We start from the raw sequence: 26,046 nt of genomic DNA, 5'->3' as shown, positions 1-26,046 counted from the left end.
TATTAAATTTTAATTAGAATGATTTTAAACAAGAAAAAAGGGCTTACTTGACGCCATCATTGAGTTGTTTTAGATTGAATGTATGTCATTTAAATGAGAATAAAATTAGAAAAACAATTAATTGACAAACATTTGAAGTTAAGGATGGTGAAATAGTTGACAAATACGAAATTTGAAAAGAGTTTTAAGTCAAACAATCGAACATATCATTATGCTGATATTGACGGATTTTTGACAGCTCATAATCAAGTAGTTAACGAGTTACCATACACGATTAGAATTTTATTGGAGGCGGCAGTTCGCCGTGCCAATCATGGTCAAACTCAAGGAAAAGAACTTGATGCATTAGTTGATTGGGACCAGCATCACACAATGGATGTTGCTTACAAGCCAGAGCGAGTGATTTTACAGGATTTTACCGGAGTTCCGGCGTTGGTTGACTTAGCTGCAATGCGCGATGCCGTTGCGAAACAGGGCGGCGATGTACAGGCAATCAATCCAGAGGTGCCAGTACACTTGGTGATCGACCATTCAGTACAGGTAGATCGTTCAGGCGATGAAACGGCATTTGCGTTTAACGTAAAAAAGGAATTTGAACGAAATAATGAACGGTACACATTTTTGAAATGGGCTCAAAATAGTTTTGACAACTTAACAGTTATTCCTCCAGACACAGGGATTATTCATCAAGTTAATTTGGAACGGTTGGCAACCGTTGTCATGCAAAAGAGGGCAGATGATGGAACAACAGAAGTATTTCCAGATACATTGGTGGGAACCGACTCCCATACAACCATGATCAATGGCCTAGGTGTACTCGGATGGGGTGTTGGAGGTATTGAAGCCGAAGCTAGCATGCTTGGAGAAACTTCATTTATGCAGATACCGAAGGTTGTTGGCGTTAAATTGACTGGAAAATTAGGAGCGGGTGTAACTGCTACTGATTTGGCGTTAACACTAACTAACTTACTCAGGAAACACCAAGTTGTGGGGAAATTTGTTGAGTTCTATGGTCCAGGACTAAAAAACCTACCGTTAGCCTACAGAGCGACAATTGCTAATATGGCGCCCGAATATGGAGCTACTTGTGGGTTCTTTCCAATCGATGATCAAACGATTGACTATCTTAAATTAACGGATCGACCATCTGATCTGATCGATTTGGTAATTAAATATGCGCAGACTAATCATTTATATTATAACGATAATGAAACTCGTCATTACAGTGAAGATGAGTCACTAGATTTAGAAACAGTTGAAAGTAGTGTTGCTGGGCCTAATCGGCCTCAAGACTTGGTTAAGCTAGCACAGATGCCACAGCAGTTTGATGATAGGCGTGAACTACCTGCTTATCCGGTGGAAGTTAATGATAAAAAGTTTGAACTTAGGCCTGGATCTTTGGGAATTGCTGCAATTACGAGTTGTACTAATACTTCAAATCCGCAGGTGCTTTTGTCCGCCGGTTTAATTGCCAAAAAAGCGGTTGAATTAGGATTGAAAATACCTAACTACGTTAAAACTTCATTTGCACCTGGTTCTAGAGTGGTAGTCGAGTATTTAAAAGCTGCGGGGCTTCAGACATATTTGGATCAAATTGGATTTAATTTGGTTGGGTATGGTTGTACAACCTGTATTGGTAATTCTGGCCAACTACTAGAGGATCTGCAGACACGTTTGAGTAATGATCCATATCCGATTGCAGCCGTAGAAAGTGGTAATCGCAACTTTGAAGGTCGAGTTAATCCACTTGTTAAAGATACCTACTTGGCTTCGCCACCACTAGTTGTTATTTACGCATTAGCTGGAACCTGTGATATTGATTTAACTACACAGCCAATTGGAAATGATAAAAATGGAAACCCAGTGTACATGCGAGACTTATGGCCGTCAGATGATGTGATTGCTGAGTTGACGAATAAGTATTTATCACCAAAACAATTTTCTGAAAATTACCAATCAATTTTTAAGCAAAATGAAACTTGGAATGCTCTTGAAGCTCCAACGTCTGCCACATACCAGTGGGATGGCGAATCAACGTACATTGCTTCACCACCATTTTTTAATGGCGATGGGAATCAACCTGGTCGTATTGATGGCATGCGAGCATTAGCAAAAGTTGGTAATTCAATTACGACGGATCATATTTCGCCAGCAGGGTTCATTGGTTCTAAAACACCAGCAGGTCGTTACCTAATTAGCAAAGGAATCGGTATTCGTGATTTTAATTCTTATGGTTCACGACGTGGAAATCACGAGGTAATGATGCGTGGGACATTAGCTAATATTAGGCTAAAAAATCAGTTGGCTCCGGGGACAGTTGGCGGTTTTACCACATACTTACCAACGGGTGAACAGACGACTATTTTTGATGCATCTCGTAAGTATCTTGAAGATAAGACACCATTAGTAATTTTGGCGGGTAAAGACTATGGCATGGGTTCGTCTCGAGATTGGGCCGCTAAAGGAGTTAAACTGCTGGGGGTTAAGGCAATTATTGCTGAAAGCTTCGAAAGAATTCATCGTTCTAATTTGGCAATGATGGGCGTGATTCCGTTGGAATACCAAGATGGAGAAACTGCAGAAAAATTGGGGCTGGATGGGACAGAGATATTTTCGATTGAATTAGACGGACAAATCGCCCACGTAACAGCCTCAAAGGGTGGTAAAACGACTAAGTTTGATACTAGAGTTAGATTCGATACGCCAATTGATTGGACATACTATGAACATGATGGGATTTTGCCGTTGATTGTCCAGGATAAAATTAATGAGCAAAAGGACTGAGTCAGGGGGCGACAAAATGAAATTACCGGAAGGATTAGCTGGAGTTGTTATTTCAGAAACAAAAATTAGTTCAACCAAAGACGCAATTTTGACCTATGCTGGATATCCAATTCAGGAGTTAAGTCAAGCACCTTACGAAGAGGTTGTTTACTTGCTCTGGCACAAAAAATTACCGACGGAAACGCAGTTAACGGAAGTGCGCAAGCAAATGGTATCTGATATGGTTCTACCAGATGAAACAATCAGATTGATGAAATACATTGCCCTGGAACCACAACACCCAATGAGTATCTTAAGGACGACGGTTTCATTACTTGGGACGACACACAATAATCCTAAGCGCGATGAACCGTTACGAATTTTATCAAAGATGTTGACGGCGATTGCCGCAATTATTCGACTGAGGGATAACCAAGAGTTAATGAAAGTTAATCCTCAGTGGGGTGTGGTTGAGAACTTTATGTATTTGTTTACAGGACGTTGCCCGACTTCACAGCAAGTAAAAATGTTCAACACCGTCATGGTATTGCATGCGGATCATGAATTTAATGCGTCAACTTTTACGGCGCGGGTGGTCGCATCGACTCAAGCAGATTATTATTCTTGCCTCACAGCGGCTGTATGTGCGTTAAAAGGACCACTTCATGGTGGCGCTAATGAGCAGGTATTTAAGATGCTGGAAGATATTAGAACTACCGGGCAAAAGCCAATTGATTACGTTAATGAAAGAATGGCCGCTGGGAAAAAAATCATGGGATTTGGTCATCGAATTTATAAAGACGGGGATCCTCGCGCAAAAATTTTACGTGGTATTGCTGAACAAATTGCAGAAAACACAAATAATTCAGTATATTTCAACTTACAAGAGCAAATTAGAGATTATATGTTTGAAAAAACACATCTCCACCCTAATGTCGATTATTACACCGCTCTTATTTATCACTGCCTAGGGTTGGATAAATCAACTTTTACAACCATGTTTGCGGCGTGCAGAACAGCAGGTTGGCTTGCACATATTATGGAGCAACAGGCGGATGGTTGTTTGATTAGGCCGTCGTCAGAATATGTTGGCCCAATTAACCGTCATTATCCGGGATACGAAAAGGAGAGTCAGGAAAATGAGCAAAAAAAGCATTCAGATAGTGAACGGGATAGTAAAGACAAGTGATCATCCAACGATTCCATTCATCGAAGGTGATGGAATAGGACCAGAAATATGGCATGCAGCCCAAATAGTTTTTGATGCTGCCGTAAAAAAAGCATACCAGGGTACGCGTAAAGTTGAGTGGATACCTCTGATGGCAGGGGAGGCCGCATTTGAACAGACTGGCCAATGGCTACCTGATGAGACACTACAAGCATTACGTGATAATCTGGTAGCGATTAAGGGACCACTAACAACCCCAATTGGCCAGGGCCACCGTTCAATTAACGTAACGTTGAGACAAAAATTGGATTTATACGCATGTTTTCGTCCAGTGACCTACTATCCGGGTACACCGTCACCTGTAACACATCCGGAACGAGTTAATATTGATGTTTTTAGAGAAAATACGGAAGATATTTATGCGGGTATCGAGGCAGATATTGGTAGTAACGAAGCAGATGAGATAAAAAAATTATTAGCTACGCAAGGACAGCTGGAAAAAGTTCGTTTTCCAGATACAGCAGCTTTTGCAGTTAAACCGGTGTCTAGTGAAGGATCGAAGAGATTGGTGAAAGCGGCACTAGAATATGCGCTAGCAAATGATCGCCATACTTTAACACTAGTTCATAAGGGTAACATCATGAAAAAAACCGAAGGCGGGTTCAAAAAATGGGGATATGAATTAGCTCAAGAGGAATATGCAGATCAGATTTTTACAATGCCAGAATATGACAAAATTAAATCTGCTGAAGGTAATGAAGCAGCAGATAAGGCTCTGAATGAAGCTAAACGTAACGGTAAGATAATTATTAATGATGTAATTACCGATAACTTTTTTCAGCAGGCGTTATTGTTTCCTGAGCATTTTGAAGTAGTCGCTACGATGAACCTGAATGGTGATTATATTTCAGATGCTTTAGCCGCACAGGTTGGAGGTATTGGTATTGCCCCAGGTGGTAATATTAATTATCAAACCGGTCATGCCATTTTTGAAGCAACACATGGAACGGCACCACAGTTTGCTGGTCAAAATAAACTTAACCCAACGTCCATTATTCTCTCTGGAACAATGATGTTTGATTATTTGGGATGGCCAGAAGTTGCAAATTTGATTAGGTCATCAATTAGGAATGCAATCGAGAATAAACATGTGACAGAAGATTTTGCAACGAGTTCTGAAGCCGATGTGCTGAGTACTAGTGGTTTTGGTGAATACATTGCTGAACATTTGTAAATAGCAACAAAATATCACGTTATTTTAACGTGTCGTAAATCACTCTCCATCCAGTTAGGATAGAGAGTGATTTTTTGTGAGCGTCAACAAATATCTGATCTGGAAGTAGGTTATGTAATGAAAGACAGCTTTTGATACAGTTTACAACTCTATGTAGTTCTGACAATCAGTACTTATAAGATGCGTAATAAAGCCTTGTGAATAAATTATTTATTGACGAATTAATTGAATACTTTGTTGGAAATGTTATTAATATTAAAAATAAAATTGATAGATAAACCTTATTGATATAATCATAATTAATCGGTTACAAAAAATGTTGAAAATGTTATGAAAACGTATACGTACGGTGTTTCACAAACACATTTGTTCACGAAAAAAACAAAAAAAGAGTGTTTTATACGTGCAATTGCTGTGCTATAATCCTCAAGTATTAAAAAATGAAAGGACTGAGGACATGACTCGGACTGCACAAAAAGGTATGGAAAGAAAATGGGGACTTTTAATATTATCGCTAGCAATTTTATCGATGACTTTTGTTATGTGGCTTAATATGCCCAGCATATTTACGTCTGAGTTCTCAGTCGGTTCACGATGGTTTAATCTATACTTGATATTAGGAACGTGGGCGATTATTCACTTGGTTTACAATGCGATTGTTCACGGCTTAGGCTATTTGCCAACTTTTATCGACGTGTCACCCGAACGAAGAAATAAAATGTCTAAAGGTGAGCACCTGTTTAGTTGGTTCTCAATATTTACGCTATTCATTATTCCATTTATCTCAATCCCTGTCATGATGTCATTACATCTTGAATTGAGCAGTGCACAATCACTAGTTGATGTTCTGCACAGTACGTCACTACTAACTATTTTTTGATAATAAAAAGGGCCAATCACTGAATGTGATCGGTCCTTTTCTAGAAGTTAATTAAAGCAAATGTTGAACATCAATATTCTAAAAATATAAATTACTAACCAGCTTAGTAATTATCGGAGTGATGGTCCAAAACAAACTTAATAGGGGGATAATCAAGTTTGGAGAAGTAACTTGATTATTGATAGTGACTATACACTTAGACTAAATATAAATCAAGAAAGATGTATCAATAATATATAAAAAAATTATATTAATATTTAAAATGAAGCCTAGATTACTTTAGTGGAAATATTTGAGATACCAATGGAATTGTTCGCAAAAAAAGCTGTTATACCAACGCTTTTAAGCGTTAATGATAACAGCCAACTTTTCGTAATTGGGTATACTGGTCTCGAACCAGTAAATTGCGGATTCAGAGTCCGGTGCCTTACCAGTTTGGCGAATACCCAATAATCACTTTCGCTATTGCTAACGAACGATAATAATTATACAGAACGAATTAAATAGAATCAACCATATTTTTCAAAAAAATCAAAATTATCTAATTTCTAAATCTTTTGGTAAAATGAATTTGGTTAATATTGAAAGGGGCATTTTTGATGGCTAGTAATTCTGATTCGATCTACTATGTTCTCACTCATATGAAATCACACCCAGAAATGGTGCAGACTGAACCGCTCAAGTACGGTAATGTATTAACACTTAGCATTTCTGACAGTTTTAAGGTCGCGGATCAAGATATTTATTTTCCGGATCAGCAGCTAATGGTTAATCGGCTAACTGAGGGATTTGTAGCAAAAAACGGTGATCTATTAGATTATTTTTACGAAATGACAAAACGAGAAATCCCTAATTTTCATGATGTTTGGATAACAACATCTCATTTGATGGACAGAAAGGCTTTTTTAATTGAGCTATCGTTTGAATAATTCTTGACACTGACCGGTATTACAGATATACTATTTATTGTATTTTTGCCCGCTGGTCAAATTGGTTAAGACGTCGCCCTCTCAAGGCGGAGTTACGGGTTCGATCCCCGTGCGGGTGATAATTGTTGATATAACGGCATTTATAACGAATTTTAAAAATCACATTCAAATTTACTTGGATGTGATTTTTTTGTATTTTAAATAACACTAACGGCGTTAATTATTGCTGATGAGTATTATTTGTGATTTTAATAAGCAAATATCAAAAATTTTAATATTATGTGTTGTTCAATGATATTTGAATCATAAAATTAGAACAACATTGTTTTACAACCTAAAATTATACGGCATTCAATTCTTTTACCAATATTAGTAAAACTGCGTCGCTTCAAGGCTCAATTTACGTACAAATTTATATTACACACTTGACATAACATGCTATTATGACTAGACTTTTATTAAATTCTCATTAGATATATGAGAGTTCAATACATACTTTTTGGAGGCATTACTAATGACAAAAGCACCAGCACCATCTCAAATCGATTGGAAAAACTTAGGGTTTGAATACATGGATTTACCAAAACGTTTTCTTGCTCATTGGAAAGATGGCAAGTGGGACGATGGTGAGTTAACTGAAGATTCAACTTTACATATTAGCGAAGGTGCAACTGCACTTCACTATGGCCAAGCTGACTTTGAAGGCTTAAAGGCATATCGAACTAAAGATAACCATATTCAACTATTCCGTCCAGATCAAAATGCTAAACGGATGCAAAACAGTTGTGAACGTCTTTTGATGCCAACTTTCCCTGTTGACAAGTTCATTGATGCTGTTAAGAGCGTCGTTAAAGCAAATGAAGATTATGTTCCTCCTTATGGTACTGGCGGTACGTTATACATTCGTCCATTGATGATCGGTGTTGGTGGAACGATTGGTGTTCATGCTGCACCAGAATATATCCTTACTATTTTTGCAATGCCAGTAGGTGCATATTACAAGGGTGGCGTTAAGCCAACTAACTTTACAACTTCATACTATGATCGTGCTGCTCCTCATGGTACTGGTCAAAGTAAAGTTGGTGGTAACTATGGCTCAAGTTTACTGCCAGGTGATCAAGCACATAAGGCTGGATATTCAGATGTTGTTTATCTTGATCCAGCAACACATACTAAGATTGAAGAAGCTGGTTCTGCTAACTTCTTTGGTATCACAAAAGATAACAAGTTTGTGACACCAAAATCTGATTCTATCCTTCCTAGCGTTACTAAGCGTTCTCTGCTCTTCTTAGCAAAGGATCGTTTGGGCCTTGATACTGAAGAAGGAGACGTCTTTATTGATGATCTTGATCGATTCAAAGAAGCTGGGGCAATGGGTACTGCAGCTGTCATCGCTCCAATCGGCGGTATTGAATACAAGGACCAGTTACACGTTTTCTATAGTGAGACAGAAGTTGGGCCAGTTACTCAAAAACTATATGATACATTAACTGGAATTCAATTTGGCGATGTTGAAGCTCCAGAAGGTTGGATTTATCAAGTCGACTAATTTTATTAATGATTTAACGGATCATCTACGGATGGTCCGTTTTTTTGCGACCAAATCTTTTAAAATTATTGACTTTTACAATTAGTAAGTGTAATTTAGTAAGCCGTTAGGTACCTAAGCTTTTGAAAGGAGATTGACATGAACGATCGAAATGACCAATACGGCAAGGTTTCAAAAAATATGTTTGAAATGATTCAAACTATGCGTCGTGTTGGTAGAAATCAGACCAAGTCGCAACAAGGAATTCATCATGGACGGGGCCATGTTTTGGGTGTACTGATAGATAATAACAACATTGCTCAACGTGAATTGGCAGACTTAATGGATATTCGACCGGCGTCATTGACCGATTTGCTTGAAAAGCTGGAAAAAGATGGCCTTGTTAATCGAATTCGTGATGACAACGATCGACGTATCATTAGGGTCACGATTACTGACCACGGGCGTCAAATCGTTAAACAAAATATGAAAGCTCGCCGACAAATGGAAGACTGGATGTTTGGTTCACTTTCAAAAAATGAAATTGATTCATTACAAGCAATTATGCAGAAAATGACCTCATCATTGAAACAGCAATGCGACTAAATGAATCAGTTAGAAAGCAGGAAAATAGATGATAAAAATTGCACGGAAAAATCTGGTCTGGTGGGCCGTTTGTTTGGCAGTGATCTTCTTACTGGTACAGGTAAGTTGTGATTTGTATTTGCCAACAATTACATCAGATTTGATTGATAAAGGAATTGCAAAGAACGATACATCTTACATTTGGAATCAGGGAGTTAAGATGATGATCGTTTCTGTAATTGGCCTGGTTGCAGCAGGTGGTAATGTTTATTTTGCTTCTACCCAAGCGATGAAAGTGGGACAAAAGTTGCGCTCGCAAATGTTCTCAAAAGTTGTTAATTTTTCAAGCCGGGAATTTACAGACTTTGGGGATGCATCGTTAATTACCAGAACAACTAACGATATTATTCAGATTCAAAATGTGATGGTGACCATTTTAAGGATGATGTTGCAGTCACCAATAATGTTAATTGCAGCCGGCTTTTTAGCCTATAATCGTGAGCATAAATTAACACTTATTTTCGCAATATCTATTCCAATTCTGGCAGTTTGCGTGGTTGCCATTATGTATTTTGCAGTGCCATTATTTAAGAGTATTCAAAAGAAGACTGACCGAATCAACCTGGTATTTCGTGAAGGGTTAACTGGGGTTCGTGTAATCCGTGCCTTCAACCAAGATAAGTTTGAACAGGATCGGTTTGATGGTGCAAACACAGATTACACTCACACCGCAACAAAGGCATATACGATTGTTTCGTTTATGTTTCCGGTGATGACGTTAATTTTAAGTGGAACAAATATTGGTATTATTTGGCTAGGAGGTCATTTAATTGCTGATATGCAGATGCAAGTTGGTAATTTGGTTGCATTCATGACATATGCCACTCAAATTCTGATGAGCTTTATGATGTTATCAATGGTATTTGTGTTTGTTCCCCGTGCACAAGCATCAGCTGCTCGTATTAATCAAGTTCTTAATCGCGAGAGTAGCGTTAGCGATGTAGATGAACAACAGCAATTATCATTTGATGATAATAAACCAGCAACGTTATCTTTTAACGACGTTTCGTTTAAGTACCGTGGTGCGGAAAAGAATGCACTAAGCAATGTTAATTTCGATGTTCAAGCTGGCCAGACAATTGCTGTGATCGGTGGTACTGGATCAGGAAAGTCAACACTGGTTAATTTAATACCACGGTTATTTAACATTGACCACGGATCTATCAAGGTAGATGGTGTGGAAATTAGTCAGGTTTCTCAACATGATCTCCACGAAAAAATCTCGATTACTCAACAAAAGGCAGTTTTATTTAAAGGCACGATTAGATCGAATTTGTTGTATGGAAATGATGATGCCACAGATGATGATATGTGGAAGGCACTTGAAATTGCTCAAGCAAAAGATTTCGTTAACGAAAGCGGCGGACTGGATGCCGAAGTTGAGCAAAATGGAGACAACTTCTCTGGTGGTCAACGCCAGCGTCTGGCAATTGCTAGAACAATCATTAAGCCTGCTAGTATCTATGTTTTTGATGATTCATTCTCCGCTTTGGACTTTAAGACTGATGCTAAGTTAAGAATGGCATTGAAGAAAGATCAACAAGTTCAGCAAGCTGTGACGGTGATTGTGGCTCAACGTGTATCAACTGTTGCGGATGCTAACTTGATTCTTGTGATGGAAGATGGTCAAGTAGTTGGCCAAGGCACACATCAAGAACTGAAAGATAATAATAAAACATACCGTCAGATTATTGATTCACAAATTGAGGAAGGAGATGGCACAAATGCGTAATCATCGCAGTCCTAAGGGTTTAGTTGATACTCCACATAATTTCTGGGGCACAGCAGGCCGTCTCTTCAAGTATATGGGTCGTTGGATTCCTGGTATGGTCATTTCCGTAATATTAGCCGCTGCCTCAGTTATTTTATCAATTAACGCGCCCAAAATTTTGGGTAAAGCGACTACCGAGATTTTTAATGGCATGCTGAAAGGCTATAAGGAAATGAAGATGGGGATGCATGTAACTAAGTATCCCATCGATTTTGACAAGATTTTACACATCATTATTGTTGTTGCTGTGCTTTACGGCTTGTCGGCAATCTTTAGTGTGGTTCAGCAAATTGTTATGACCCGAATTTCACAACGAGTAGTTTATCAATTACGTAAAGATTTTAAGGCTAAGATGCAACGGGTTCCAGTTAGTTATTACGATACACATTCCAACGGTGACATTATGAGCCGTGCAGTTAATGATATGGATAACATTGCCGGGACGCTCCAACAAAGTTTAATTCAAATTGTTACTAGCCTGCTTACATTTTTTGGCGTTCTATACATCATGTTTACCATTAGTTGGAAATTAACACTGGTGGCACTGATTACGATCCCGTTGAGTCTATTAGTTGTTGGTGTGATTGCACCACGATCACAAAAGCTATTTGCACGGCAACAAGCGACGCTTGGTTTAATTAATGACCAGGTTGAAGAAACGTATGCCGGACACACTGTAGTGCGGACTTTTAACCACGAACAAGATGAAGTTGATAAATTTGAAAAGCAAAATGAAGTTTACTATAAGTCTTCGTGGAAGGCGCAATTCTTTTCAACTTTAATTTATCCAATGATGAACTTTATTAAAAACTTGGGTTATCTGATGGTTGCTGTTCTTGGAACAATCGAAGTTGCCCATGGTCAGATTAGCCTAGGTAATGTCCAAGCTTTCCTGCAGTACACTAACCAATTTTCACAACCAATAACCCAGATTGCCAATTTAACCAACACAATTCAAGCTACAATTGCCTCAGCGGAGAGAATTTTTGCTGTGATCGATGAACCTGAAATGATTGATAGTACACAAAAGATTGAAGATCAACCAGCTAACGATATGAAGATTGCGTTCAAGAACGTTTCGTTTAGTTACGATCAAAATCCATTGATCAAAGATTTCAGTTTAGATGCTCAACGCAATCATATGGTGGCGATTGTTGGCCCAACGGGTGCAGGTAAAACAACCATCATTAACCTGCTCGAGCGGTTCTATGATATCCAGGGTGGTGATATTTATCTGGATGGTACGGAAACTCGTAACATGTCGCGTGAAGAGGTAAGACGTCATTTTGCGATGGTCTTGCAGGATACTTGGCTCTTTACCGGCTCAATCTACGACAATATTAAGTATGGTCGGGAGGATGCGTCTAAAGAAGATGTCTTTAAGGCAGCACAAGATGCTCACGCTGACAGCTTTATTCGTCAACTACCTGAGGGGTATGATACAATTCTTGATGAATCAGCATCGAATATTTCCCAAGGACAGCGACAGCTATTAACAATCGCTAGGGCCTTTGTTGCGGATCCAGAAATTTTGATTCTCGATGAGGCTACCAGTTCCGTTGATACTAGAACCGAGTCATTGATTCAGTCTGCAATGAATAATTTACAGCGAAATCGAACTAGTTTCGTTGTTGCACACCGTTTATCCACTATTCGGCATGCTGAAAAAATTATTGTGATGAACCATGGTCAAATTGTTGAAACCGGTAATCATAACGAATTGATGGATCAAAATGGATTCTATGCGGATCTATATAACAGTCAATTTTTGGGAAATCAGATTTAGGAGGATTTCATGAGTCAGTACAGCCAAACAATTGAACAACTTCATGCATTAGTGGAAGACGGAATAGTTCCTGGGGTTTCATATGTCATTTTTGATGGTCAAAAGAAAGTTAGTGAGGTTTTTGGCCATTCACAACTAATTCCGACTGTTCAGCCACTTTGGCATGGAGCTCAGTACGATGTCGCATCACTAACAAAAGTAATTGGGACGACGACATTGATAATGAAATTGATTCAAGCTGGCAAGTTGTCTGCTGATGATTATATTCAAGATTATCTGCCTGATTTTGGTGATAGCCAAGTGACAGTTCGCAATTTATTGACACACACTTCAGGCATTACCGGTTATATTCCTAATCGTAACCATTTATTGCCAGCTGATTTAACTAAGGCATTGTTGGGACTGACAGTTGGTGATGACTTTAATCAGCATGTAAAGTATGCAGACATTGGTTTTATCTACTTGGGTTGGATTATAGAGGCCTTCTATCATCAACCAGTTCAAACGGTTATTAGTCAACAGATTTTACAACCACTGCAAATGAGTCACTCGACGTTTCGGCCTGTGGCTGCCAATTGCGTACCAACTGAGATTCAAAAGGAACGTGGCTTAATTCGTGGCGTTGTTCACGACCCTAAGGCCTACATTTTGCGAGAACATTGTGGTTGTGCCGGGTTGTTTAGTACACTTGACGATTTGGAAACATTTAGTCACGCATTTGTAGAGAATAATCTAAACGGAATGCTGAGTGATGAAACAATGTCACAACTGTTTCAAGATCAGACACCGATGGATGGTTATCATGGACGCACATTTGGTTGGCGAGTATTAAAAAGCGGTGCTGCAGATGATCACATGGTTGTCTATCACACCGGCTTTACTGGTACTTGGATGGTGCTGGATAAGTTTACCAAGCAGGGATTCATCATGTTATCGAATCGAGTTCATCCTAGCGCTGACAATGATGAATTTTTGAAACGCCGTCATCAACTAATTAATACCTATTTAACTGACAAAATCTACTAAAAATTATCTGAAATACAAAATGAGCGATGTACATTGATTTGTACATCGCTCATTTTGTTAACTCTGTTTATTAATTAAAATGTGGGTTTAATTTCAAGCTGTTCTTGATTCGTAAAATCTGCATCGGGATATTTATTGTGCAGTGCTTTTAGTAACATTCTCTTGGCGAGTTCACCGTTTCTGGTTAAAATTGGTCCATGGAAGTATGAGCAATAGGTCTGTTTGTAAATGGCACCTTCCTTTTGGTCCTCACCGTTGTTGCCATGCCCAGAAACGACATCTCCCAATGGCTGCTCACTTTTACCAATAAAGGTTCTGCCGTTATGATTTTCAAATCCATGGTAAAGCTCACCAGTTTGTTCATTTTTAATAGTAATGTCACCAATAAACCGGTTGTTATCCTGGCTCAATGTGTAATGATCTAAAACGCCGATCCCATTAATTTTTTCACCATGCGCACCGATATAATAGTGGCCTAATAACTGATACCCGCCGCAAATGGCAAGCATCGGTTTGTCGTCATTAATGAACTTTTCAATACCATCTTTTTTAGTCTGAATGTCTTTTGAGACAATCATTTGTTCGTAATCTTGACCACCACCAAAAAAAGCGATATCAAACTTGTCTGGATCAAAACTTTCCTCAATACTAATGACCGTTGTGGTTAATTCAGCATCCATTTGATTAGCATAGTATTTCAAAGCTAGAATGTTGCCAACGTCACCATAGGTATTGAGCAAATCACCATATAGATGTGCTAAATTCAATGAATAAGTTGCCATTATGCTTCCATTCCTTCCTTGATGTAGCCTTTATCAGCTAACTGTTTGCGTAATTGTAACACAGCAGTGTAAGTTGCCAAAATATAAACCTTTTCAGTCGGTAAATCTTTAATTTTATCGATTGCTTTGGTCAGGTCTGGTTCAATGACAGGATCATCCACTCCAGCCACCTTAAGCCTGAAGGTGATATCTTTATAGCGCTCTCCACCAGTCATAAATGCTGGAATATCATGTTGTTGTAACTTTTCGAAATTGCCGTCCCAAATCCAACTTGTATCAATTCCGTCAGCGTAATTGGCGTTTAATAGTGCAACAAATGAGAATGGATCTTTATCAGTTAAAATCATATCGAGAACCTGGTTTAAGCCAACTGGATTTTTTACCAGAATCAAAGTGACTTTTTTACCATCAACGTCAATGACTTCTTGACGACCAAAGACTTTTTTATCTGCTGCAAATGCTGTTTGAATTTGTTCTGCGGATACATCTAAAAAGCGTCCAAGAGCATACGCTGCTAATGCGTTATAAACATTGTAGAGGCCACCGATTTGTACTGTAAATTCATGGTGATCAATTTCAAACGTAGAACTTGTTGGTGTTTGGGCAATCAGCTTGTTAACTTGATAATTCAAGGTAGGACGTCTGAAACCACAGTGAGGGCAGAAGTAGTCACCTAGGTTAGCATAGGTAATGAATCCATAGTGCAGAATGTGATTACACTTTGGACATAGTAAACCATCAGTATTTGCCGGTGCCTTCACGTCTTTTGCTAATTCGTGATTGAAGCCGTAATAAATAATAGGGTTTGGTAATTCACGCGAGTTAAAGATTTGTTCGTCTCCATTGGCAATGATGGTGGCGTCAGGTGCTAATTTAACACCGGCTAGTATTTTATCGTAAGTGGTATAGATTTCGCCGTATCGATCCATTTGATCACGGAACAGATTAGTAAACACAAATGCAATTGGAGTGATGTACTTGGTAACTTTGACGACATTAGCTTCGTCAACTTCAAGAATTGCTAGTGTTTTGCCACGTTTTGACTTATGAGCCGTAATAAATGTGGTGACAATTCCTTGTTCCATGTTGGAGCCAGTTGGGTTTGTTAAAACACTGTCATACTTTTGTTGGAGCACACGAACGCTGAGCGCCGTTGTGAGCGTTTTACCATTTGTTCCTGTAATAATCACAACGTCATATTTTTTGCCAAATGCATTTAGAATATTAGGGTCGATAGCAGTTGTTATCTTGCCAGGCAGTGAACTTCCTCCGTGTAAAAATGTGTGCAGAAACCAGTAACTCGATTTACCGGCCGCAGCGGCCACTGTACTTCTGATCGACATGTTAAAACTTCCTCCAATAGTTAATTACGTTTAGATAAGCATACTTGATAATTTAATTTAACGACTCATTTTAGCGTTAATTTAGTAAAATCACAAATATTAAAACCATTGAATACAAAACATTATTTGTTACAACACCATAATTTGTTATACTATAAAAGAATCTGCAAAGAAAAAGGTGAAACAAGTGGCCCAGTTATTTTTTAAATATGGTGCAATGAATTCTGGCAAGTCAATTGAAATTTTGAAAGTTGCCCACAACTATGAAGAACAAGGCAAGTCAGTGATTATTTTGACTAGTGGCGTTGATGATCGAGCTGGAGTTGGTGAAATTGCCAGCAGAATTGGAATGCACCGTTCAGCAGTGCCAATCATGGAAGACACCAATATTTTTGAGTACGTTAAACGGGAAAACCCTGAAGCTTCATGCGTGCTAATAGATGAGGCTCAGTTTCTTAAAAGGGAACATATTATTGAACTAACCAAAATTGTTGATGAGTTGAACATTCCAGTGATGACGTTTGGCCTCAAAAACGATTTTCGCAATCAATTATTTGAGGGATCAAAATATTTATTGATTTACGCGGACAAGATTGAAGAAATGAAGACTATCTGCTGGTTCTGCACCAAGAAAGCAATCATGAATTTACGATTACTGGATGGTAAACCAGTTTATGAAGGACAACAAGTGATGATTGGTGGTAATGAGTCATACTATCCAGTGTGCCGTAAACATTACTTTCACCCAAAGTTGAAGTAAACCCCGGAGGTTAAAATGGACGAGATATTTGAAAAATTACAGGCAGTGGCCGATCGTTATGATGAATTAAATGAATTAATCAGTGATCCAGATGTAATTGCTGATACACAAAAATTTATGAAGTTGTCAAAAGAAGAAGGCAGTCTGCGAGACACTGTTGAAAAATACAATGAATATAAAAAAATTAATCAGCAAATTAGTGATGACGAAGAGTTGCTTCGTGAAAAGCTAGATTCAGAGATGGAAGAATTGACTAAAGAAGAGCTTTCTGATTCAAAGGAGCAACTTGAAAAGCTAGAACAGGAATTACGTGTATTGTTGCTTCCTAAAGATCCTAATGATGACAAAAACATTATTATGGAAATTCATGGAGCTGCTGGTGGGGATGAGGCTAGCTTGTTTGCAGCGGATCTATTTGAAATGTATAGTCGCTATGCAGAAAAACAAGGTTGGACAATCGAAGTCGTTGACCGTAATGAAACTGAGGTCGGTGGATTTAAGGAAATCGTGCTGATGATTACCGGTGATAGCGTTTATTCTAAGCTGAAGTATGAGAACGGAGCTCACCGTGTTCAACGTGTTCCTGTAACGGAATCTGCCGGTCGTGTGCATACTTCAACCGCAACTGTTGGTGTCATGCCAGAAGCAGAAGATGTCGATATTGATCTTGACCCAAAGGATATTCGAACAGACGTTTACCGTTCTTCCGGTGCTGGTGGTCAACACATCAATAAGACTTCTTCAGCGGTTCGTATGACCCACTTACCGACTGGAATTGTTGTGGCGATGCAGGATCAACGTTCACAACAACAAAACCGTGTGAAGGCGATGCAAATTTTAAAGTCTCGTGTGTACGATTATTATCAGCAAAAGGAGCAAAGTGCGTACAACGAACAGCGTAAGTCAAAAGTGGGAACTGGCGATCGTTCTGAGCGAATCAGAACTTATAACTATCCTCAAAACAGGGTGACGGATCACAGAATTGGCTTAACTTTAAATAAGCTGGATCGGATCATGAATGGCGAGCTCGATGAAATCATTGATGCATTGGTTATTGCTGACCAAGCAGAAAAGATGGAGCAACTTAGAAATGAGTAATCAAATGACTTACCAAGAAGCCCTTAATTGGGCTTCTTCGTGTATTAATGGTAAAAACGTTGATCAAAATGCACCAATGTATGTTTTGTTGATGTCTCATGATTGGTCGACCACGGATTGGTTAATGCACCGCCGGGAAATTATGAGTAACGGTGAAGTCACTTTTTTTAAACAGGCGATAGAACGGATTTTAAATCATGAGCCTGCGCAATACATTGTGGGGAAAGCACCATTTTACGGAAGAAACTTTAAGGTTAACGAGAATGTGCTCGTTCCTGAAAGTGAAACAGAAGAAATGATTGATTGGGTCTTACAAATGTTTAAATCTGGCACAAAGTTAAATGTGTTGGATATTGGAACGGGTAGCGGAGTAATCGGAATTACGCTCAAACTTGAGAGACCAAATTGGCAGGTGACGGCAAGTGACATTTCCTTAGATGCATTAAGTGTTGCACGGTGGAATGCACAACATCTTCAAGCAGCCGTCCATTTTATTGAAAGTGATTTGTTTGAACAAATTGAAGCAAATCATCAATTTGATTTGATTATCAGTAATCCACCATATATTGGCACAGATGAAATTAAAATGATGGATGAAGCGGTTATCATGTACGAACCACATATCGCTTTGTTTGCAGAACACCAGGGTCTTGCGATATATGATGAAATAGCACCGCAACTTTATCAATATCTAACACGTGACGGTGTGTTTGTCGCTGAGACTGGATATCGTCAGGAAAATAGTGTTGAATCAATCTTTAAACGGTCTTATCCGCAGGCCGATGTGGTTACCAAACATGATATTAACGATTTAATGCGGATGGTGATGGTTAGAAACGTATTTAATGGGAGCGATAGTAATGCAAACTAAGATCTATTCAATTAATGAAATTCAAGCGGCTGCAGATTTGATTACAAATGGCCAGTTAGTGGCGTTTCCAACTGAAACAGTATACGGATTGGGTTCAGATGCAACTAATGAAACGGCGGTCTCACAGGTGTATGCAGCTAAGGGACGCCCTAGTGATAATCCGTTGATTGTTCACGTTGCTGATGTGGAGACCGTTGAGAAATATGCAGCGATTATTTCACCCGCAGCTCGTAAATTAATGGCTAAGTTTTGGCCAGGCTCACTGACAATAATTTTTAAATTGAAACCTGATGTGTTGTCAAAAACAGTCACGGGTGGACTTACAACGGCCGCATTTAGATTTCCTAACAATCAGGCGACATTGAAATTAATTAAATTGGCTGGTCGACCGATTGTTGGCCCATCTGCTAATACTTCTGGCAAACCGAGCCCAACAACTGCACAGCACGTGTATCATGACTTGAGTGGTAAAATTGCTGGCATTTTGGATGATGGTCCAACCAAGGTTGGTGTTGAATCGACAGTGTTAGATATGTCCACTGATACACCGGTAATTTTGCGTCCAGGTGCAGTGACTCAGGCCCAGATAGAAGCGGTCATTGGTTCAATTGATACAAATCATCATCAAGTTGGCCAAAATGAGACTCCAAAGGCACCAGGAATGAAGTATAAACATTACGCACCACGTGCCCAGGTTTATGTCGTTGATAACGCTAAAGAATGGGCAAAGGTAGTCGATTGGGTTAAGCAGCATGGAAAACAAGTCGGTGTCCTAGCAGATGATCAAATTCTAGAAAGTTTTATTAATCTAAAAAATGTCACTTCGTATTCATTAGGTAGTGGGATTGAACAGGCTAGTGCCAACTTGTTTGCAGGTTTACGTCAATTTGACGATCAAGATTCAATTAAAGTAATTTTCGCTCAAGGTTATGAAAATAAAGGACTTGGGGTGGCTTACATGAATCGGCTAAACAAATCTGCCGGCGGAGCTCACTTTTCTTCATTAAATAACTAAAAGGGATTGTCTGGACCGATTTTTTTATTACAATGGTTATTAACAAAGGAGTGAGGTCAGTGAACTATCAAGGTAAAGATCCGAAATTATGGTCATCAATTACAAAAGAAGAACATCGACAAGAAGATACGATTGAATTAATTGCGTCAGAAAATATTGTGTCTGATGCAGTTCGTGAAGCTCAGGGCTCTGTATTAACAAACAAATATGCGGAGGGTTATCCTGGCAAACGTTACTATGGTGGCTGTCAATACATTGACGAAGTTGAACAGCTAGCTATCGATTATGCACAGCGGTTGTTTGGTGCGGAGTATGTTAATGTGCAACCCCATTCTGGCTCACAGGCCAATGCTGCCGTTTATCAGGCCTTGCTTAAACCTGGTGATACAATTCTTGGTATGGGTCTTGATGCTGGCGGTCATCTTACACATGGGGCTGCAGTAAATTTTAGTGGTAAGTTTTACAAAGCCTATGGATACGGGTTAAATACTGAAACGGAACTACTTGATTATGATGAAATTTTGAAGCAAGCAATGGAAGTTAAGCCTCAATTGATTGTCGCCGGCGCTTCAGCCTACAGTCGCATTATTGACTGGCAAAAATTTCGTGACATTGCTGACCAAGTTGGTGCCTATTTAATGGTTGATATGGCCCATATTGCTGGATTGGTGGCCACGGGAGCACATCCTAGTCCAGTTGGAATTGCAGATGTCGTGACAACGACAACTCATAAGACTCTTCGTGGGCCTCGGGGAGGAATGATTTTAAGTCAGAATAAGTTTGCCAAAAAGTTAAATTCGGCAGTTTTTCCTGGATCACAAGGTGGACCGTTGGAACATGTAATTGCTGGCAAAGCGCAGGCTTTTTATGAGGATTTACAACCTGAGTTTACTGATTACATTAACCAGGTTGTGAAAAACGCACAGGCGATGGCAGCTGTATTTAATAATGATGACCTTGTTCACGTTGTTTCAGATGGCACTGACAATCATTTAATGACAATCGATATTTCTAAAACTAAGCTAAATGGTAAACAATTACAGAACCTGCTGGACAGTGTCAATATCACCGCTAATAAGGAATCTATTCCAAACGAACCACTTAGCCCTTTTGTGACTAGTGGACTGCGCCTTGGAACCCCAGCTATTACTAGCAGAGGCTTTACTGAAAGTGATGCGCAACAAGTGGCGCATTTGATTTTACGGGTAATTAAAAAATCAGACGATGATCAGGTAATGGCAGAGGTTGCTGCAGAAGTTAAACGACTGACTGAAGCACATAAAATTAATTAATTTTTAGTGAGAATCGTATTTTGACCACTTATATTTGGTACAATAGAAAAGAAATTCAAAGGAGTGTTTATTTGTCATGGGCAAGTTTGAAGTACTTGATCACCCACTTATTCAACATAAATTAACGTTGATTCGTGATAAGAATGTCGGCACAAAATTTTTCCGGGAAACTGTTAATGAAATTTCAACACTAATGGGTTACGAGGTTTCTCGTGATATGCCATTAGAGGATGTTGAAGTGGAAACACCAATTCAAAAAACGGTTAAGAAACAGCTCGCCGGGAAAAAAGTTGCGATTATTCCAATTTTACGTGCTGGTTTAGGCATGGTTGATGGAATTTTGGAATTGATTCCTGCCGCTAAAGTGGGACATATTGGAATGTACCGTGATGAACAAACCTTGAAGCCACATGAGTACTTTGTTAAGTTACCTTCTGACATTGATCAGCGTCAATTATTGGTTGTTGACCCAATGCTTGCTACTGGTGGATCTGCTATCATGGCAATTGATGCATTGAAGAAACGTGGTGCTAAGCCAGAAAACATCAAGTTTGTTTGCTTGGTATCAGCTCCGGAGGGTGTTAAAGCACTACAAGAGGCACATCCAGATGTTGATATATATACTGCAGCATTAGATGAAAGACTTAACGAAGATGGCTATATTGTTCCCGGACTCGGGGATGCAGGAGACCGGCTGTTTGGTACAAAATAAATTTTACAAAAAAGGCTGAAAATTTCAGCCTTTTTTTGTAGAATAAATTCGGTAAATTATTGAACTAAATAGATTTTTTAATCTGTCTTGTGCAGATTATCCTTACGATCAGTTAAAGAATTTGAATTAAATATGTCTAAAATATGTTTCAGCGGTACAATGTTAACTTGAAATGACATTGGAGAGGGAACCTTCTAATATGAAGAAATTTGTTAATCAACATACGATTGTGGTTGCACTTATTGTGATTATCACAGGCGTGCTAGCGATGACGTTCGTTACACACGATCAGGGACTGTATCAGCGAACAATTGCACAGGTTCAAACTGTGAAAAATGGGAAACCACAAAGGCAAAAAGATAATTTTGATAATGTAGATCATTTGGTAAATCAAAGTATCAAGGCAAAAATTATGAATGGTAGGTATAAAGGACAGACGGTCCGACTGACTAACCAATATAGCGATTCACATGCAATGGATCAGAAGTTTAAGATTGGTGATCAAGTATTCGTTAAACTGTCAGGATCCAAGCATAATTTGGGTGGTACAATTCAAGATTATAAACGAGATCGGGTATTAGTCTTTTTAGTTTGGTTGGTAGTCGTGTTGCTTCTTTTAATTATGAGATTTAATGGCGCGCTGGCCTTGTTAAGTGTGTTGCTCAATGGAGTTATTTTTTTCTTGTCGATTCAGTTGGATTTAAAGATGCAGGCAACATACGTAATGCTGATTTTTGGCTCACTATCCTTTGTATTTGCGGTATTAACGCTGCTGATAGTGCAGGGACCATCAAAAAAAATGCTTGCGACCTTGGGAGCAACGACTCTCGGTACTGCGGTTGCAATGGGCCTTAGCTTATTGGTTTTTTCGTTAACACATGAGCGAGGCATGTATTATGAGTCGATGCAATATGTTACTCAAGTACCGCGGCCACTATTTTTAGCGGAAACATTGTTAGGATCTTTAGGAGCGGTAATGGATGAATCAACTGATATTGTCTCAACCTTGTTTGAGCTAAAGCAATTGAATCCTGACGTGACAGCGAAGAGCCTATTTCTGTCCGGTAGACGTGTCGGCCAGTCTATTATGGGACCACTAATTAATGTTTTATTCATGATTTTTATGGCGGATACATTTACGATGAGTCTGTTGTATCTTAAGAATGGTAATTCTTGGGGGTATACTTTTGCCATGAATATGGGACTCGGAACCGTTCAAAGTTTAATTAGCGGTATTGGTATTGTATTGGCAATTCCGGTGGCTAGTGCTCTTGCGGGTATCTTGCTTGGTAAGAGGGGAGCGAAAATCTCATGAGTACGATTAGTGGATTAGGTTTGGTACTGATGGTGTTGATGATAATCATTGGCGGTAAACAAGGCTGGAAATCATTTTTAAGTATTATTTTGAACTTTGGTTTTTTGTTTATGGCGGTAGTTATGATTGCTTTTCACTTACCCACGTTACCGGTGACACTGTTTACAGGAGTAGTGATACTAGCTATCACGATTTTTATGGGTGAAGACGATCTTATGACCACGCAAACTGCATTTTATGCTTCGTTAATTGTGTTGATAATATTAATACTGTTGATTATCCCAGTGGAACACTTTGCGATGGTTCAGGGGTTTGGCGAGGAAGATGCAGAAGATCTAGAAGGGATGTCTCTTTTTATTGGCATTAACTTTGTCGATGTGGCAATTACAACGACAGTCTTGAGTACGCTTGGTGCGATTGCTGAAGCGGCAATGGCCATTTCAGCGGGATTAACTGAAATTATTGAAAAGCACCCTGATAGTACTGACAAGCAATTATTCAGAAGTGGACTATCCGTTGGTGAAAGTATCATTGGCACAACCTTTAATACTTTGTTTTTTGGCTTTTTTGGGGGTTTTTTAGCATTATTTATCTGGTTTGCCGGTCTAGGATATTCATTTGGCTCAATCGTTAATAATAAAATCTTTGTATCAGAAATGATTATGATCCTAGTTTCTTTCGTTGGTGTTATTTTGACCGTGCCAATTACTTCATTAGTTATGTCGAAGCGAAAGAACAAAGTCGACGTTGACAGTACTTCTAAAAAAGAATAGACTTATTTTTAATAAATTTGAAAGTCCTTTTAAGTTGGTCCTGTGAGGCCTCAAGGGAAGTAATGAAATGAGTGCTAAGTTGTGCATCATTCATGAAACAGCCTTGAACGCCGAACGGTGATTGAGGCTGTTTTTTTGGAGGAAGTGCGACTTGGATAAACGAAATGTAGTTCTTGATATTGGTGATCGACCTAAACTCACTCAATGGGTGGGCTTATCAATTCAACACATGTTTTCAATGTTTGGTTCGACGGTGCTCGTGCCTATTTTAGTCGGTTTGAACCCGGGAATCGCATTATTTAGTTCGGGTGTTGGTACGTTATTATATATTCTTATCACTAAAGCTAAAATTCCAGCGTATATGGGATCTAGCTTTTCATTTATTGTCCCAATGATGGCGATGATGAAAACGATTGGTTATCCAGCGATTGCTCAAGGAACGGTAGCTGTTGGATTAGTTTATTTGATTGTGGCTTTAATTGTCAGCATGTTTGGATCTGATTGGATTGATCGGGTTTTGCCACCAATCATTGTTGGCCCAATTGTCATGGTAATCGGATTATCACTTGCTGGAACAGCAGCTAAAGATGCAACTCTTAATTCTGCAGGTAACTATGAAATAAAATACTTTGCAGTGGCTTTGATTACTTTACTGGTGACGATTTTCTTTAATATGTATTTACGCGGATTTTTAGGGTTAATTCCTATCTTATTAGGCATAGTTGTAGGTTACTTGGTAGCAGTTGTCTTTGGCATTGTTGATTTTAAACCTGTCGAGCAGGCAGCTTGGTTTAGTTTACCGGCTTTTCAAATTCCATTTATTTCATACCACCCACATGTTTACTGGGGAGCAATTCTCAGTATGGCACCAATTGCATTTGTGACAATGACGGAACATCTAGGTCACATAATGGTGTTAAATCAGTTAACCGGTAGAGACTTTTTTAAAGATCCAGGACTACATCATACGCTCGCCGGGGATGGTTCAGCTTCAATTATTGCTGGTTTCGTCGGTGGACCACCTGTGACAAGCTATGGTGAAAATATTGGGGTACTTGCGATAACCCGGGTACACAGTGTATATGTTCTGGGCGGAGCGGCTTTCTTTGCAATTTTATTCAGTTTTGTCGGTAAATTAAGTACATTGATTGAATCTATTCCAAGCCCTGTTATTGGTGGTATTTCGTTTTTATTGTTTGGTGTAATTGCATCCAGTGGCTTACGGGTGATGATCGAAAAGAAAGTTGATTTCGACCAAAAACGTAATTTAATGATTGGCTCAACAATTCTGGTAATCGGAATTGGAAATGCATATTTACAACTGGGACAGTATCAGTTTTCCGGGCTGGCTGTCGCGGCTGTCCTAGGAATAGTTTTAAATTTAATTCTTCCGCAAAAAGCGTTTAGTGAAAAGTAAATTATTTATTAAAGTATTGACATAGCGGTGTTTATTAACATTGTAGTGAATACTTTTTATTTTGAATTTTTTTTGATATTTACATGAAATGGTGGTATCATTTTGCTATGTATTTTGGAATGTTACTGGGTACGTTTTTGCGTATTTTTATAATATTCCGGTATACAACGCAACCAAAATTAATTGTTATAAAGAAAAGAGGTGGAATATACATGGGTGGTGACGCTTTTACTTTTAAGCTTTTCGGCCTCATGTTTGACTGGACTAACATAATTTCAGGCTTAATAGTATTTGCAATAGTATTTTTCTTACTATTTGGCCTGTCCCGTAAGCTTCAAATGAAGCCGAAGGGAGGACAAAATATTATTGAATGGATCATTGACTTTACTAATGGTATTGTTCGTGGACAAATGCCTGCTGATGAAGCACCGCATTATAATTTCATGATTTTTGTACTGTTTGTGTTTGTTTTCGTATCTAACCAATTTGGACTTCTGTTCAACATCAGTTGGAACGGAAATGAAATCTTGAGAAGTCCAACAGCTGATCCGATCATTACAATGACGATGGCAATGATTGTTATGACGTTGACACATTTTGCCGGGGTTGCCAAAAATGGTTTTGGTGGATATCTTAAATCATTTTGTACACCGTATACCGCAATGTTACCGATCAATTTATTTGAAGAGTTCAGTAACTTTCTTACCTTAGGTTTGCGGCTGTTTGGGAATATCTATGCTGGTGAACTGCTATTGAAGCTGGTTGCTGGAATGGCGTTTTCTCATGGCATACCGACAATGATTGTGAGCCTGCCTCTTGAAATTGTTTGGCAAGGCTTCTCCATCTTTATTGGATCGGTTCAAGCTTATGTCTTTGTAACATTAACGTCGGTTTATATTTCTTCGAAGGTTTCTACGGAGGAATAACACACATTAAGG

Annotated in this window: 22 protein-coding genes and 2 tRNA genes; 21 read left to right on the top strand and 3 right to left on the bottom strand. The window is 38.9% G+C overall.

Annotated elements, in window-relative coordinates; all coding sequences use genetic code 11:
- Positions 1–156: 156 nt before the first annotated feature.
- From acnA to FD16_RS00545, 4 genes are all read left to right on the top strand, one after another.
- A complete protein-coding gene (gene acnA, locus FD16_RS00560; protein ID WP_010622865.1) occupies positions 157–2,784 on the top strand; it encodes an aconitate hydratase AcnA in 2,628 nt (875 codons plus the stop codon).
- A gap of 16 nt (positions 2,785–2,800) precedes the next feature.
- Positions 2,801–3,952 (top strand): citrate/2-methylcitrate synthase, encoded by a 1,152-nt coding sequence (locus FD16_RS00555; protein ID WP_010622864.1) that lies wholly within the window; start codon positions 2,801–2,803, stop codon positions 3,950–3,952.
- The gene (gene icd, locus FD16_RS00550; protein ID WP_010622863.1) at positions 3,903–5,165 is read left to right on the top strand and encodes an NADP-dependent isocitrate dehydrogenase; all 1,263 of its coding nucleotides are present in this window, start codon (positions 3,903–3,905) and stop codon (positions 5,163–5,165) included. Before FD16_RS00555 ends, icd begins: the two co-directional genes overlap by 50 nt.
- Before the next feature lie 457 nt (positions 5,166–5,622).
- Entirely contained in the window at positions 5,623–6,045 is a 423-nt protein-coding gene (locus FD16_RS00545) for a hypothetical protein (RefSeq protein WP_155804399.1), read from the top strand.
- A gap of 376 nt (positions 6,046–6,421) precedes the next feature.
- Here the strand turns inward: FD16_RS00545 and FD16_RS00540 are convergent.
- Positions 6,422–6,494: transfer RNA gene (locus FD16_RS00540), tRNA-Gln, on the bottom strand.
- A gap of 150 nt (positions 6,495–6,644) precedes the next feature.
- Here FD16_RS00540 and FD16_RS00535 point away from each other — a divergent pair.
- The 7 genes from FD16_RS00535 (at position 6,645) to FD16_RS00505 (ending at position 13,730) form a co-directional block, all read left to right on the top strand.
- Entirely contained in the window at positions 6,645–6,974 is a 330-nt protein-coding gene (locus FD16_RS00535; protein WP_010622861.1) for a hypothetical protein, read from the top strand.
- Positions 6,975–7,020: 46 nt separating this feature from the next.
- Positions 7,021–7,093 (top strand) — tRNA-Glu (locus FD16_RS00530).
- A 395-nt stretch (positions 7,094–7,488) separates the two neighbouring features.
- Complete coding sequence (locus FD16_RS00525; protein ID WP_010622860.1) at positions 7,489–8,523, top strand: branched-chain amino acid aminotransferase; 1,035 nt, start codon at positions 7,489–7,491, stop codon at positions 8,521–8,523.
- 138 nt (positions 8,524–8,661) lie between these two features.
- The gene (locus FD16_RS00520; RefSeq protein ID WP_010622859.1) at positions 8,662–9,108 is read left to right on the top strand and encodes a MarR family winged helix-turn-helix transcriptional regulator; all 447 of its coding nucleotides are present in this window, start codon (positions 8,662–8,664) and stop codon (positions 9,106–9,108) included.
- Positions 9,109–9,136: 28 nt separating this feature from the next.
- Positions 9,137–10,879 (top strand): ABC transporter ATP-binding protein, encoded by a 1,743-nt coding sequence (locus FD16_RS00515; protein WP_010622858.1) that lies wholly within the window; start codon positions 9,137–9,139, stop codon positions 10,877–10,879.
- Positions 10,872–12,704, top strand: coding sequence for an ABC transporter ATP-binding protein (locus tag FD16_RS00510; RefSeq protein ID WP_010622857.1), 1,833 nt, complete (start codon positions 10,872–10,874; stop codon positions 12,702–12,704). Before FD16_RS00515 ends, FD16_RS00510 begins: the two co-directional genes overlap by 8 nt.
- A 9-nt stretch (positions 12,705–12,713) precedes the next feature.
- Entirely contained in the window at positions 12,714–13,730 is a 1,017-nt protein-coding gene (locus FD16_RS00505) for a serine hydrolase domain-containing protein (protein ID WP_010622856.1), read from the top strand.
- 74 nt (positions 13,731–13,804) lie between these two features.
- Here FD16_RS00505 and FD16_RS00500 read toward each other — a convergent pair whose 3' ends face one another.
- Together FD16_RS00500 and FD16_RS00495 are read right to left on the bottom strand one after the other, a co-directional pair.
- The gene (locus FD16_RS00500) at positions 13,805–14,512 is read right to left on the bottom strand and encodes a type 1 glutamine amidotransferase (protein WP_010622855.1); all 708 of its coding nucleotides are present in this window, start codon (positions 14,510–14,512) and stop codon (positions 13,805–13,807) included.
- Positions 14,512–15,855: a Mur ligase family protein gene (locus FD16_RS00495; RefSeq protein WP_010622854.1), complete on the bottom strand. Its 1,344-nt coding sequence runs from the start codon at positions 15,853–15,855 to the stop codon at positions 14,512–14,514. Before FD16_RS00495 ends, FD16_RS00500 begins: the two co-directional genes overlap by 1 nt.
- 187 nt (positions 15,856–16,042) lie before the next feature.
- Between FD16_RS00495 and FD16_RS00490 the strand changes: the two genes are divergently transcribed.
- The 10 genes from FD16_RS00490 to atpB all read left to right on the top strand — a co-directional run bounded on the left by FD16_RS00490 (position 16,043) and on the right by atpB (position 26,034).
- On the top strand, positions 16,043–16,615 hold the full coding sequence (locus FD16_RS00490; protein WP_010622853.1) for a thymidine kinase: 573 nt from the start codon (positions 16,043–16,045) through the stop codon (positions 16,613–16,615).
- A gap of 15 nt (positions 16,616–16,630) precedes the next feature.
- Positions 16,631–17,713 (top strand): peptide chain release factor 1, encoded by a 1,083-nt coding sequence (gene prfA, locus FD16_RS00485; RefSeq protein ID WP_010622852.1) that lies wholly within the window; start codon positions 16,631–16,633, stop codon positions 17,711–17,713.
- Entirely contained in the window at positions 17,706–18,584 is an 879-nt protein-coding gene (prmC, locus tag FD16_RS00480; protein ID WP_010622851.1) for a peptide chain release factor N(5)-glutamine methyltransferase, read from the top strand. Before prfA ends, prmC begins: the two co-directional genes overlap by 8 nt.
- Positions 18,574–19,599, top strand: coding sequence for an L-threonylcarbamoyladenylate synthase (locus FD16_RS00475; protein WP_010622850.1), 1,026 nt, complete (start codon positions 18,574–18,576; stop codon positions 19,597–19,599). Before prmC ends, FD16_RS00475 begins: the two co-directional genes overlap by 11 nt.
- 59 nt (positions 19,600–19,658) lie before the next feature.
- Entirely contained in the window at positions 19,659–20,891 is a 1,233-nt protein-coding gene (gene glyA, locus FD16_RS00470) for a serine hydroxymethyltransferase (protein WP_010622849.1), read from the top strand.
- 76 nt (positions 20,892–20,967) lie between these two features.
- Positions 20,968–21,603, top strand: a complete 636-nt coding sequence (upp, locus tag FD16_RS00465) for a uracil phosphoribosyltransferase (protein ID WP_010622848.1) — start codon at positions 20,968–20,970, stop codon at positions 21,601–21,603.
- Positions 21,604–21,802: 199 nt separating this feature from the next.
- A complete protein-coding gene (locus FD16_RS00460; protein WP_010622847.1) occupies positions 21,803–22,918 on the top strand; it encodes a YibE/F family protein in 1,116 nt (371 codons plus the stop codon).
- Positions 22,915–23,691: a YibE/F family protein gene (locus FD16_RS00455; protein ID WP_010622846.1), complete on the top strand. Its 777-nt coding sequence runs from the start codon at positions 22,915–22,917 to the stop codon at positions 23,689–23,691. Before FD16_RS00460 ends, FD16_RS00455 begins: the two co-directional genes overlap by 4 nt.
- Before the next feature lie 151 nt (positions 23,692–23,842).
- On the top strand, positions 23,843–25,108 hold the full coding sequence (locus FD16_RS00450; RefSeq protein ID WP_056938511.1) for a solute carrier family 23 protein: 1,266 nt from the start codon (positions 23,843–23,845) through the stop codon (positions 25,106–25,108).
- Between the two features lie 212 nt (positions 25,109–25,320).
- Positions 25,321–26,034 carry a F0F1 ATP synthase subunit A gene (gene atpB / locus FD16_RS00445; protein WP_010622845.1) on the top strand — a complete coding sequence of 238 codons (714 nt, stop codon included), beginning with the start codon at positions 25,321–25,323 and terminating at the stop codon, positions 26,032–26,034.
- Positions 26,035–26,046: the final 12 nt, after the last annotated feature.

Source organism: Paucilactobacillus suebicus DSM 5007 = KCTC 3549 (genome assembly GCF_001434475.1).
Lineage (GTDB): Bacteria > Bacillota > Bacilli > Lactobacillales > Lactobacillaceae > Paucilactobacillus > Paucilactobacillus suebicus.
Note: the sequence above shows the minus strand (reverse complement) of the source record. Positions and strands in the feature narration are given on the sequence as shown.